We start from the raw sequence: 12,595 nt of genomic DNA on the forward strand, positions 1-12,595 counted from the left end.
TACGTAACCTATTTAAACAACAAGGCCGGCAAAACCGGGAAATGAACATCAATAAATACAAGGGAATAATGACAATCAGTTTGCCGGGTTTTGATATTAAGAGGTGGAAAACTTATGCCGATTGGCGGCTGCTGATCTTCCTGCTGCTGTTTATCAACGTGCGGATCCCATTTAAGATAGTGGCATTGCTTTTTGTTTACACAAGCCAGTTTAACTTTCAATTTGGCTTTAAGCTGCGCAATTCAAGGATCCCGTTATTCTATTTGCTCGTTTTCCCGATAGCTATTGCTGCAGCCATCATCAACCAAAATTTTGCCAACCTGTATTATATACCCGTTTTTAGCTGGGCTTTGATATGCTGGGCGCTGGCCCTGCTGGCCGTTCACCAGGTTAAGCTGATGGTTGATAAAACAGATGCCGAAACCATTTACCGTACACTGATCATTTTTTTTATCATAAACGCAGTTTTCTCGGCAGGTAACCTAATGCACATCATGTGGATTACCAAAAGCATTAACCCCTATGCTTTTATGGGGATGCATCAGCGCTATTATATCAATACCGGCGATGATGTAATGGGCATGAGCTTTGACATTTCATCAACCAATGCTGTTATCTGTGCTTTCGGTGTGTTTTACTTCATTTATAAGAATAGCTTGCCCATGATGATCGTGTGCATGAGTACGCTGGCACTTACCTACAGTAACCTCATCAGCATTTTGGTACTGCTGACCCTCGCTTTCATTTTTGTTTTTAAAACCACGCGCAATCAAAAAAGCATGATCGTGGCGGCCCTTATGATTTATGTGATCTCCATGGTAAAAATATCGCCGCAAAATGAAAAGTATATTAACGAGGTTACTAAAAGTACGCTACGGGAAAACCGTATTGAAAAACAGGGCCAGGCTGCAGTGCAGGTAACAACTGCCAATCCCGGAGGGCGATTCATAACCAGGGATGAACAAAGAAGGAGATTTGCACAAAACTATCTGGACAGCCTGAGCAGGATAAAGGCCCAACAGGAAAAACCAAGCGCACTTGATAAAAAAATTAAAGGCTTACCGCTTACCGATGACGGCAGGCTATACATCCCGGCACCAAACACACACTTTGCCGAATTTTATAACACCGGCGAAATGACGCCCGACAGGCAACAGCTTATCGACTGTATAGCTGCCCACAGGGCTCAGCTGGCGCTTTGCCGGCTTGAACCCTTCAGGCCCGCGTTGCCTGGAAAGATCACCGGTGCAATACAAACCTTTAATTATCTCATCAGTCATCCTTTACAAAGTATAGTGGGTTTAGCTCCCGGAAATTTTTCATCCAAAATAGCTTTCAGAGCGGTTGGTGCAGGCATCAGGGGCAATTATCCCCCAAAATACATCTATATCAACCCTGCATTTATGCACAATCATTTAGACCTGTACCTGAGCTTTTTCAGCAAGGATGCTGGTTTCCGTTCGGTACGCAATAACCCCTACTCCACTTACGATCAAATGCTGAGTGAATATGGTATCCTCGGATTGCTTGCCCTGCTTATATTTTACATTGGCTTTTTTGCCCGGCATTATAAAAAGCTTAGTTATGGTTTGCCCATATTAATGATGGTAACAGGCATATTTTTTCTTGATTACTGGTTCGAGCAGCTCTCGGTACTGGTAATTTTTGAATTAATGTTACTCCTCAATATAAAAGAAACTACTATACCCCATTTGAAAACAAAAACTACAGTGCAGGAGGAACTTGCGTATGCATAGCCCTCAAATTACTGTTTTAATGCCTGCTTATAATGCCGGAAAATATATTCGAGAGGCCATTACATCGGTGCTTGAGCAATCGTTTACTGATTTTGAGCTGCTCATTGTAAATGATGGCTCAACTGATAACACGACCGATGTTATTAAATCATTTAACGATGAGCGTATCGTGGTTTTGAGCCAGGGAAACAAAGGCGTAGCTGCGGCCCTCAATAACGGTTTACGCCATGCGAGGGCGCCATATATAGCCCGTTTCGACGCCGATGATGTATGCTATCCTTATCGCCTGCAGGTTCAGTATGATTTCATCACATCACACCCTTATTATAGCATTATTGGTTCGGGAGTTGACTATACTGATGTTAACGGCGCCCTGATATTTACCTGGCAACCTGATGCCCTGAGCCATAACGAGATCAGGCAGCTCAGTTACAGAATTTGTCCCTTCATCCACTCCAGTGTGTTTTACAAGCGTGATGCTGTTTTAAAGGCGGGTGGCTATAATGAGTTAGCCTACACTTTTGAAGATCATTTTTTGTGGGCAGCTATCCTTAAACACGAAAAGGCTTTTAACCTTAATCAACCGCTCATTAAGGTGAGGCTCAATGCCGAATCTATTACCATTGATGAAAAATGGCGTACAGGAAGATTCAGGCAGATTAAATACAATACCCTGCGCAAGGGGAGCATTACTGAAGCCGAAGGAAGGCAGTTGTCCGAGATCGGCATTAAACAGTTATCTCCACGCATCAAAAAAGGCGCCTATTATGCCCTGCTCGGCAAAAAATACCTGTGGAATAATTATCAGCCGGAAAAGGCGAGGAAAAACCTGCTCAAAACACTTTCGATAAGTCCGTTGCATCTCAAAAATTATTTTTTGCTGCTGATGTCATTTTTGCCCGAGCGTACGCTGATGAGTTTATATCAATTAGGTAAACGCAATTTCCGTTTAGCCGAAGCCGAGCTGCCAACCGCTGTTTTAAATCAAAACGAATTGAATTATGGCGGCTAAAAAGATAAAACTGTTTGTTGATGCCCACTCCTTTGATAAAGAATTTCAAGGGGCGCAAACTTTTATACGCGAATTATACAACCACCTGCTGGCCCACCGCCCGGACATAGATATTTACCTGGGCGCCCATGATACTGATAATATCCGCAGGTTGTTCCCGCTGTTGCCGTCACAAAATATACTACCCTATAAAAACCGGGGAGTCAACCTCCTGCGCTTTGTTTTTGATATACCGGCCTATATCAAAAAATACAGGTTTGATTTCGCGCACTTTCAATACATCAGCCCTAAAAAAATAGCGGGCTGCAGGTACGTAGTAACCATGCATGATATGCTGTTTAACGATTTCAGAAAGGATTTCCCGATCCTGTTCAGCATACCGCGCAATTACCTTTTTGGCCGCAGCATTAAAAATGCAGATATCAAAACCACTGTATCAGACTATTCGAAAGAACGGATCTGTGATTATTACCACATTCCCGCTGACGAGGTGCATATTATCCAAAACGGGGTAAATAACTCATTGCTGCAATACCAGTCATCAAAAAAAGAGGCAGAAGATTGGGTAGCAGAAAAATTCGGCATAAGAAATTTCATCCTGTACACCAGCCGCATTGAACCCCGCAAAAACCACCTTTTGTTACTGCAAAAATATTTGAAACTGAAGCTGTACGAACAAGACATTGGCCTGGTGTTCATTGGTAAAGCATCCATAAAAACGCTCGGTTTAGCCAGGCTCATCAAGAGCCTTACGCCTGAGCAAGAGCGGTTTTTCAGGTGGGTACCGCAGGCAGAACAGGCCGATCTGGCGGCCTTCTACCGGGCCTGCAGGCTGTTTGTATATCCCTCAAAAGCCGAAGGCTTTGGGATCCCGCCGCTTGAAGCAGCCATTTGTGGTGCACCGGTATTATGCTCGGCAGAAACAGCTATGAAAAATTTCTACTTTTTTGCGCCATATACTTTTAACCCGGCCAATCATGCCGATTTTGAGCAAAAGCTATTACTTGCCGCACAGCAACCACCCGGCGATGCCTTCACCAGCCAGGTAGCGCTGCATGTTGAACAGCAATACCACTGGCAAAAAAGCAGCACCATATTTTACAACTTGTTACAAGCAAATTTTCATTGTCATGAAACTAAAAATAGCGATCTTAGGAACGAGGGGCATCCCGAACTACTATGGCGGGTTTGAGCATATTTCCGAATATGTATCGGCCGGTTTGGTAAAAAAAGGGCATTCAGTCACTGTTTATAACTCACACAACCACCCTTATGAAGCCGATACCTGGAACGGCGTTAACATTGTACATTGTTACGATCCGGAGTATCTGATAGGCACTGCCGGGCAGTTTGCCTATGATTTTAACTGCCTTATGGATGCCCGTAAACGTAAGTTTGATGTAGTACTGCTTATGGGCTACACCAGCAGCTCGGTTTGGGGCCGTCTTTACCCGCCCAACAGCGTTATCATTACCAATATGGATGGACTGGAGTGGAAACGCTCCAAGTACTCAAAGCCTGTACAACAATTTTTGAAGTACGCGGAAAAGCTGGCAGTGAAACATAGCCAGTATTATATTTCCGACTCAAGGGTGATCAGGTCATACCTTAAGGATAAGTACGAGGTTGACAGCCGGTATATCCCCTATGGCGCCGATCTGTTTTCAGACCAGGAACGTGAGCAGTTTGATAAAAGCGAGGTGCTCAAAGAAGATTATTTTTTGCTGATGGCCCGTATGGAGCCCGAAAACAACATCGAAACTATTTTAGAAGGCTTTAACAACAGTTCATCAAAAAAAAGCTTTATGGTTTTGGGCGATACCAGTAACCGCTTTGGCAAATTCATAACCCACAGGTTTAAAAACGATGACCGCATCCAGTTTAAGGGCGCCAATTTTGATAATTCGGTTGTGCGCGCGCTACAAAACAACAGCTACCTGTATTTCCACGGGCACAGCGTGGGAGGTACTAATCCGTCCCTGCTTGAAGCCATGGCCAGCGAAGCCTTGATTGCCGCCCATAATAACCCTTTCAATAAATCAGTACTCAATTCAGATGCTTTTTATTTTGATAATGCTAACGAAGTGCGCCATTTGGTTGAGAATGTACAGCGCAAGGATACCGAACGCGAAATGGTGAAAAATAACCTTCATAAGATCCAATACCAGTTTAACTGGGAGGTAGTGATCAACGATTACGAAGATTTTATACTGGAATGCTATCAGCAACAACATGGAAAAGTTACTAAGGCCCGATGATACGCTAAACAACAGGATAAGCTATTACCTGCTGATACTGTTATTGCTGAGCCTGCCCTTCAACCTGTTTTACAGCCACCTGTTTTTAATAGGCCTGGCCCTGCATACTATTATACAAATTCGCAAAACAACTATAAAGCCGCTATTAACAAGGGCTAACTTTGCTTTGGCTGCTGTTTTTTTTGTAACGCTTTTGAGCATTATTTACACATCCAATAAACCCCAGGCTTTTACAGAGTTAGGCAGGCAGGTTACTATTTTGCTTATCCCGCTAATTTTTTGTTTTAATCCGCTCGATTTAAAAAAATACCGGCATAAGTTTTTACTTGTATTTTCATTAGGCTGTACCATCACTATCACTTACCTTTTTTTACAGGCTATTTCTACCATAAAATATTATCATCTGCCTTTAAACGCATTAGCGTCCCCAGCATTCACAAACCACAATTTTTCGGAACCGCTGGAAATCCATGCTACATTTTTTTCCATGCAGATAGCTATAGCGCTGGTTTATCTGCTGTATGTTTTAGTGAGGGAAACAGTAAAGACCCGTAAATTTTTCTGGCTTACTTGCTGTGGCATTTTAGCAATGGGGGTTCTGCAGCTTAGTTCAAAATCGATATTTATAGCTTTGCTGCTTATTATAAATATCGCGCTGCCTTTGTTTATACTAAAAGGGCGAAACCGCTTCAGGTTTATGGCCATTAGCGCAGCATTATTTATAGTGGTGATGGCAGGCATTTATACCCGGGATACTTTTAAAGAACGTTATGTAACCGAGCTAAAAAAAGACCTGAGCCAATCAACCGACACCGAACTTACCGATCCGCGATTAGCGAGATGGAGCGTGGCCATTAGCGTGGGAGCACAATCGCCTGTTATAGGTCATGGCGCAGGCACTGAAATTGGAATGCTCAAAGACCCATTTTTTGATCACCGGTTTTACCGGTCGTACCTGGCCGGGTTAAATGCGCATAACCAGTTTATCAGCTTTTTTATTAAATCGGGCATTGCCGGTTTACTTATTTACCTGTGTGTACTGGTATTTGGTATCAGAACAGCCCTTGCAAAACGCGATTTATTGCTCATGGCTTTTATGGTTATTATAACCGCCGTTTCCTTTTCCGAAAACTTTTTAGATGTGGATAAAGGCATCTTTTTTTATGGCGTATTTTTCTCATTATTAATGTTTTCTGCAAGCTCAGAAACCACAGGGACCCGGACTAAAATATTGTGTAATTAGTTTATTCACAGGCAACCAAAGCTGCAGGGGGTACGTCATCATTATATATACAAAGACGTGAAAAGTACAGTCATCTTAGTTGAACAAAACAATAAACGATTGTTAAATACCAGGAATAATATTTTAGCTACCCTTGCCTATTTTGACATGTGGGACTACCCGTTAACCTACGGCGAAATATTCCTGTTTTTGGAAAACAAGTATGGCCAGCATGATTTCACTGAAGCGCTTGATCAACTTATCGTCAATAAGCTGGTATTTCATTTCGACAGGTTTTATTCGCTCAAAAACGATTATATGATAGCGGTGAGGCGTAATAAAGGAAACAAAAAAGCTGCCGCGCTAATCAATAAAGCTAAAGAAATAGGCGCCTTTCTGATTAGGTTTCCTTACGTTCGCGGTATTGGCATTTCAGGTTCTTTGTCTAAGAATTTCGCCGATGACAATTCGGACATTGATTTTTTTATCATTACCGAACGTAACAGGCTCTGGCTTGCACGTACGTTTATGCATATATTCAAAAAACTTACCTTTTTGGTTGGTAAACAGCACAACTACTGCATGAACTACTATATTGATGAGGCCCAACTGCAGATAGTTGAAAAGAACATTTATACAGCAATTGAAGTAGCAACTATTATCCCATTAGAGGGTGACCTTACCTTTGAAAGTTTTTATAAATCTAACGCCTGGACCTCCGGTTTCCTGCCTAACAAATGTATGCGCCTCGCTACTGCTAAACCATTAAAAAAGCGGTGGTATAAAACATTGGCAGAAAGCCTGTTCAATAATCCACTCGGCGATTGGCTGGATAATGTATTGATGAAAATCACCTCCGGGCGATGGAACAAGAAAACTGAAATGAAGAAATTGAATATGCGGGGTACGGTAATGAGCATGGCTGCAACCAAACATTTTGCCAAGCCCTCTCCCGAAAACTTTCAAATTAAACTGATAGAAAAATACCGGATTAAAGTTTCCATGTTGTTACAGCAATTTGAAGAACGGATGGCGCAGTAAAACTCCTCCTTATCGTCATGCCGAGATTATTTCGGTCCTAAATGCTAAGTCTAAAACTTGCATGAGACACTTGTTCTACAGTTTCCGGAACAAGTTCGGTTACAACTTTTTCAATTACCTTTTCCTCAGCGAAATAATATAATAATCTCCCACGTACTTAAACGGCCAGGTTGCCTTCAGCCTATTCTCCCAACGGGCAAGTGTTTTATAGGCGCGCTGATGTTTTTCGGCAAAGCCTTCAATATATGATGGCGGCACTATGGTACACACCCCCTCGATACCCCATACCTCAAAGTCGGATTTTAAACGTTTTTTAATGTAGGATGGGTTGTAATAGAAGCAATCAAAGTATACGCCTTCAACATGCGCCTTGCGGCCATTACTGCTAAAAAACCGGCGAAAAGCAGTTTTAAATTTCCCTTTAAATACCAGCAAAGTTTCCCAAAGGCAGAATTTGGGCAGCACCACCAGGGTCACCGTGCCTCCCGGATTTAGTAGCCCGGCAAATGAACTCAATACTTTTTCCAGTTCGCAGGTACAATTGAGGCCTGCAAAGTTGGAAAAGATCAGATCATAAGGGCCTTTGTTGTTTAGCCGTTCAAGCTGCGTATATGAACAAAGCTCATTGCTTACCGCATGCTGCATATCATACTTTACCACCTTTTCGCGGAGTTGCTGCTGCATCCCTTTTGAAATATCAGTAGCATGTACTTTAAATCCTTTTTGTGCAAAAAACAGTGCATCTTCACCGGTACCACTATTCAGTTCAAGGATGTTGCTTCCAGGCTTGAGGTATTGCAGGATATGATCACGCACGCGTTTGCGCTTGTAAGCAATTATCGTGTCGCCTGAGTACAATTCATCAAAAACTGCCGACTGGTTGCTAAATGCAGCCTCGGCAAATTGTTCGTTTATACGTGATGCGGTGCCGGTCATATCGCCTTTTCAAATTTTTCCAGCTTCAGCTTTTCAAGATAAGTAAGCGGCGCATAATAAAACACCGATAACGCTTTCCTGATATTTTTTACCGAGCTTCCAAACGGATCTTTTAGCAGTTTTTGGAAGCTATTTTTTGCCAGGTGCTTGTGATAGTTACGGTGTACATATTTATGTAATTGCTTATAGTAAAAAGGCGGATAGGTGTTTTTAAACATCAGCGCCATCTCGTCGGAGTCTGTCCAGTTGGTTTTCTTTTTCAACTCGGTTTTAACGCGCTCGTAAAAACCGGTACCCGGCAGCGGATACGATACCGAAATACCAATTTCAAATGGCAGCAACCGGTTAATCATATCTATGGTAAGCGTAATATCATCCCGCGTTTCTTCGGGATAACCGAACTGGATAAAGAACGATGGCTTAATACCATGCGCTTTCATGAGGTGCGTAGCCGTATGGATCTGATCGATAGTTATACCCTTATCCATGGCGTCCAGTACCTTCTGCGATCCGCTTTCCGCTCCTATCCACACGTTTTCACAACCGGCGACCGCCAGGGCTGCTACGGCCTCTTCCCCGGCCAACAAATCAGCCCGCGACTGGATCTTGAAACGGATCTTAATTCCCTCCTGCGCCAGCAGTTTGGCAAATTCCTGCACCCAACCGGGTTTCAACCCAAAAATATCATCACAAAACCAGATATGATCCATCTGGTATCGCTCCTTAAGCAGTTTAAGCTCATTAACAATATACTGCGGACTGTGAGAATTATACCGGTTGCCATAAATAGGCTTGGCACACCAGTTACACTTGAACGGACAGCCGCGGGTGGTTACCACATTAACTGAAAAATAGCCTGCATTCTTCATCCACATATCGCGATAGATATCCATATTCACCAAATCCCAGGCGGGCGTGGGCAAACTATCCAGTTCCTTCATCACTGCACGGCCGGGCGTTTTAATGATCTCGCTGCCGTTCGTGTAAGCTAATCCTTTTATCTCAAAATGATCCGTATTACCGTTTCGGATATGTTCAGTAAGTTCTGCCAGCGTTTGCTCGGCTTCACCTAATATCACAAAATCAGCTCCCTCGGCAAGATATGCTGCATACCGGTCGGTTGAATCTGAGCTGGAAACGATAACTGTACAGCCACGTTCCTTAGCCAGCTTACACATCTTAAATGCAGCCTCGCGCATATTGGTGAGGCACATTTTGGTCAGGTAGTTGAACCCATCATCATAAACCACAAAAAAATCCGGTTTATTCAGCTCAATAGCGGCTATCACCTCGTCAGGATTGCTCACAAACATGGTATCAAACAAGCTTACCCGGTAACCCTGCTCCCTCATCAGGGCAGCAGCGTATATAGTACCCAGCGGCGCATAAGGTTGCCCTATACCCCATTGCTTAGGATCGAACCGTAAAAAGTAAGAATGTGTAAACAGTATATTGTTCATGTGTTTTAAGCCTGTTTCTAAATCCAGGGAATTTTCTATTCCCTCCCCTGGGAGGGGTGCGCGGGATTGTGATTTGGCAGGGAGGGGTTTATCCGCCTTTGCAAAAACGGCTATACCTGTAGATGAAACCCCTCCCTACACCCTCCCAGGGGAGGGAATCGCACATTCCCGCGCTTCATTGCTTTTTTTATTATTAATCCAACCTCGCCAGTGGCGATAAATTAAGCGAGCATACACATTTAACACAGGTAGGGTCATTAGCCATATCCAGCGTTTTGCGAAAATTGATCGCCTCTTTGCTATTCAAAATATCATTTAATGAATTATCCCTGATGTTACCTATCGCCTCATGAAAAAAGCAAGGCCTTACCGCGCCATCAGCCTCAATCACTGCCGACACCCATGGTGCATTACACTTTTTAAACGGGAATGCATTATGACCATAAAAAGCAGCATAATAACCATAAATATCCTGGATCTTAGCAGGAGATTCAGCAATGAACCTGCTGGCAAAATCACCTTTGTTGGCAAGTACCTGATTTGTTATCTCCTGAAACTCGGCAAGTTCGCTTTCGGTTGGCAGTATCTCGTGTTGCCGTGGCTCCGCCCATGCTGTTTGGCGGTTAAAGGCATGGCTGCTTACATCAGCCGGTAAAAAGCTCACCTGGTCAATGCCCATTTGCCTTGCGGCTTCAATAATGGCCGGCCAGTTCCTGAAATTTAAACGGTGAATTACGGTACGGGCTGTAATGCGATATTGGGGTTCGAGAGATTTGATGTACTCTACTCCCTCCTTCAATTTATTGAATGCCCCTGGAACATTTCGGATGGCATCATGTAAAAGTTCATCGCCATCTAAAGAAACAATCAAATCATCAACCCATCTTAAAATATCGAACGCGTTTTTCCTGATAGATAAACCTGTTGATAACAGTGTAACCTTGATCTTTTCGGCACACAGGATCTCACACAACCTAAAAAAATTGGTATTTAGCAAAGCTTCCCCGCCCGACATCAGCACCTGCTTAGTACCGAATTTTCGTAAAGCACCTAACAGATCGGTCACGTCGGCTTCGGTAAGCTGCTTCAGGTTTTTATTATCCTTCCAGATATCGCACATTACGCAACGGCAGTTGCAGGCACTGTGCGGCATCAAAATCACGATGGGTAGCGCAGCGACGCGGTGCGTTTGCAATGTGCGGAAACGCTGAAAGGTATGATATAACGATTGGCCTGTCATCTGCATAAATTAAAATCCCTGTATTTCGGGCTGTCTGTAACGCCAAACCTTTTGTAGCAACTTTATTTCATAAGGATAATGGTACATGCTCGCCTTATAGCGCATGGTAGCTACCAGTTTAATGGCCATACGTTTAATCATATTGAGCCTGATATCAGTTACCGTTGGATACACCCCGTTCAGTACCGTTTCAAAATTTCTGATCTTATCAATCATCTCCGGCCTGAGCCATGGCGTGAGCGGATTTTTACGAAGATCAAAGGCTTCCCATGCCGGGCTGATCCAGTCCTCCAGTGTTTCGGGAAAACGGAAGCCGCTTTTCATTACCTGTTTAAACAGTTCCGACCCTTCGGTGGGCACAGGACTGTAGGTATAAATTACGATCTCGGTTTTAGGGTTAACAGCCTTTACCTTTTTTATAAAGTCTATTTCAAAATCAATTTGCGACTGAACCTGTTCCTGGGTTGGCGCCGGAGTGCCTAATACAAAAGAATATTCGGGTATGATATCAAACTTTTTAAGGCGTTCGGCAAACTCAATGATCTGGTCGCCTGTTTGCGTGCCGCCCTTATCCATCTGTTCTAAAATGGCATTGTTACCACTTTCGGCTCCGAAAAAGATGATCTTACATCCTGATTCGCGGATTGCGGCAAGGGATGAATCTTTAAATTTCGACATGGTATCGATGCGGGCCATACCCCACCAGGTCATGTTTTCGGGTTTGATTAAACGGGCAAACTCAACCGCGCGCTTTTCTGATACAAAAAAATTGTTATCATGAAACTCAATGGCATCTGCACCCCATTTATCTTTAATATATTTTACATCCTTATAAACATTCTGGGCTGATTTTGCCTTCCATCTTGCCTCATATATTGGCACTACAGCACAAAAGGAGCAGGTGAAGGGGCAGCCGATACTGGAATGATAAGCCATCGTTTTTTCGCCCAGATAGGTTTTACCCAAAAACTTGGTAATGGGATAAAAAGTGTTCAGCTTATCATATGGCAAAGGCGGCAAACTATCTTGGTCTAAAAGATCTTCCTTAGCGGTTTTGATGATCTTGCCATCGGTTGTTTTATAGATGAGGTTGCGGATAAACTCATAAGGTTCGTTTTTCTCAAGGGCATCAATCAAGGCGGGGAAAGCGTGATCACCAGGCCCGTTGATAATAAAATCGACATAACCGGAATATAAAACCGCGTTAGGCTGATTTGATGGAAAATACCCGCCCCAGATCATTTTGGTATTGGGATATCTTTGCTTTATAGTTTTTGCCGCAGTAATAGCCTGCTTTAACTGCGGACCGGGCATAACTGTAAACCCAAAGTATTTAAACTCGCCGGTACTTAAATAGCTATCTATCTTAACCATAGGGTCATGCTCACAATTGCCGTCAACAATTACCCAATCATATTTTCCATCAACCGAGGCCGCTATATTTAGTATCGAATTAGGTATGCGATACTTGTTATTTGCACTGCGCGGGTTAAATAATAATATCTTGTTCATCTGTTAGTATCAATACTTTGCTTTCAATCCCCCGGCAAATGGGTTTATCTTTTAGTTTAAGCAGCCTGTAAAGCACCCCTGCCATCACAAAGTCTGCACACAAAATAAAACCCACTGCCATACCCAATCACAAATGAGGGGGATTGCCCATTCAACA

At 43.2% G+C, this 12,595-nt stretch carries 10 protein-coding genes; 6 read left to right on the forward strand and 4 right to left on the reverse strand.

All coding sequences use genetic code 11. The features are described 5' to 3' along the window. Nucleotides 1–41: 41 nt before the first annotated feature. Genes MusilaSJ_RS05905 through MusilaSJ_RS05930 form a run of 6 tightly spaced genes read left to right on the forward strand, consistent with a single transcriptional unit; the run spans nt 42 to nt 7,290 of the window. Nucleotides 42–1,757, forward strand: coding sequence for a hypothetical protein (locus MusilaSJ_RS05905; RefSeq protein ID WP_274989122.1), 1,716 nt, complete (start codon nt 42–44; stop codon nt 1,755–1,757). Further along, entirely contained in the window at nt 1,750–2,769 is a 1,020-nt protein-coding gene (locus MusilaSJ_RS05910) for a glycosyltransferase (RefSeq protein ID WP_274989123.1), read from the forward strand. The genes MusilaSJ_RS05905 and MusilaSJ_RS05910 overlap by 8 nt, the downstream gene beginning before the upstream one ends. Next, on the forward strand, nt 2,759–3,961 hold the full coding sequence (locus MusilaSJ_RS05915; protein ID WP_274989124.1) for a glycosyltransferase family 4 protein: 1,203 nt from the start codon (nt 2,759–2,761) through the stop codon (nt 3,959–3,961). Before MusilaSJ_RS05910 ends, MusilaSJ_RS05915 begins: the two co-directional genes overlap by 11 nt. Continuing rightward, on the forward strand, nt 3,900–5,027 hold the full coding sequence (locus MusilaSJ_RS05920) for a DUF1972 domain-containing protein (RefSeq protein WP_274989125.1): 1,128 nt from the start codon (nt 3,900–3,902) through the stop codon (nt 5,025–5,027). The genes MusilaSJ_RS05915 and MusilaSJ_RS05920 overlap by 62 nt, the downstream gene beginning before the upstream one ends. Further along, complete coding sequence (locus MusilaSJ_RS05925; RefSeq protein WP_274989126.1) at nt 5,002–6,270, forward strand: O-antigen ligase family protein; 1,269 nt, start codon at nt 5,002–5,004, stop codon at nt 6,268–6,270. Before MusilaSJ_RS05920 ends, MusilaSJ_RS05925 begins: the two co-directional genes overlap by 26 nt. A gap of 57 nt (nt 6,271–6,327) precedes the next feature. Then, the gene (locus MusilaSJ_RS05930) at nt 6,328–7,290 is read left to right on the forward strand and encodes a nucleotidyltransferase domain-containing protein (RefSeq protein ID WP_274989127.1); all 963 of its coding nucleotides are present in this window, start codon (nt 6,328–6,330) and stop codon (nt 7,288–7,290) included. Nucleotides 7,291–7,404: 114 nt separating this feature from the next. Here the strand turns inward: MusilaSJ_RS05930 and MusilaSJ_RS05935 are convergent, their stop codons facing one another. From MusilaSJ_RS05935 to MusilaSJ_RS05950, 4 genes are all read right to left on the reverse strand, one after another. Continuing rightward, the gene (locus tag MusilaSJ_RS05935; protein ID WP_274989128.1) at nt 7,405–8,226 is read right to left on the reverse strand and encodes a class I SAM-dependent methyltransferase; all 822 of its coding nucleotides are present in this window, start codon (nt 8,224–8,226) and stop codon (nt 7,405–7,407) included. Continuing rightward, nucleotides 8,223–9,686, reverse strand: coding sequence for a B12-binding domain-containing radical SAM protein (locus MusilaSJ_RS05940; RefSeq protein ID WP_274989129.1), 1,464 nt, complete (start codon nt 9,684–9,686; stop codon nt 8,223–8,225). Before MusilaSJ_RS05940 ends, MusilaSJ_RS05935 begins: the two co-directional genes overlap by 4 nt. A gap of 193 nt (nt 9,687–9,879) precedes the next feature. Then, nucleotides 9,880–10,932 (reverse strand): radical SAM protein, encoded by a 1,053-nt coding sequence (locus MusilaSJ_RS05945; RefSeq protein ID WP_274989130.1) that lies wholly within the window; start codon nt 10,930–10,932, stop codon nt 9,880–9,882. A gap of 3 nt (nt 10,933–10,935) precedes the next feature. Beyond that, nucleotides 10,936–12,438 (reverse strand): B12-binding domain-containing radical SAM protein, encoded by a 1,503-nt coding sequence (locus tag MusilaSJ_RS05950; RefSeq protein WP_274989131.1) that lies wholly within the window; start codon nt 12,436–12,438, stop codon nt 10,936–10,938. Nucleotides 12,439–12,595: the final 157 nt, after the last annotated feature.

Source organism: Mucilaginibacter sp. SJ (assembly GCF_028993635.1).
GTDB lineage: Bacteria > Bacteroidota > Bacteroidia > Sphingobacteriales > Sphingobacteriaceae > Mucilaginibacter.

Coding starts and splice junctions, on each gene's coding strand:
- MusilaSJ_RS05905 (WP_274989122.1), top strand. CDS start 42: ATGAACATCAATAAATACAAGGGAATAATGACAATCAGTTTGCCGGGT.
- MusilaSJ_RS05910 (WP_274989123.1), top strand. CDS start 1,750: ATGCATAGCCCTCAAATTACTGTTTTAATGCCTGCTTATAATGCCGGA.
- MusilaSJ_RS05915 (WP_274989124.1), top strand. CDS start 2,759: ATGGCGGCTAAAAAGATAAAACTGTTTGTTGATGCCCACTCCTTTGAT.
- MusilaSJ_RS05920 (WP_274989125.1), top strand. CDS start 3,900: ATGAAACTAAAAATAGCGATCTTAGGAACGAGGGGCATCCCGAACTAC.
- MusilaSJ_RS05925 (WP_274989126.1), top strand. CDS start 5,002: ATGGAAAAGTTACTAAGGCCCGATGATACGCTAAACAACAGGATAAGC.
- MusilaSJ_RS05935 (WP_274989128.1), bottom strand. CDS start 8,226: ATGACCGGCACCGCATCACGTATAAACGAACAATTTGCCGAGGCTGCA.
- MusilaSJ_RS05940 (WP_274989129.1), bottom strand. CDS start 9,686: ATGAACAATATACTGTTTACACATTCTTACTTTTTACGGTTCGATCCT.
- MusilaSJ_RS05945 (WP_274989130.1), bottom strand. CDS start 10,932: ATGCAGATGACAGGCCAATCGTTATATCATACCTTTCAGCGTTTCCGC.
- MusilaSJ_RS05950 (WP_274989131.1), bottom strand. CDS start 12,438: ATGAACAAGATATTATTATTTAACCCGCGCAGTGCAAATAACAAGTAT.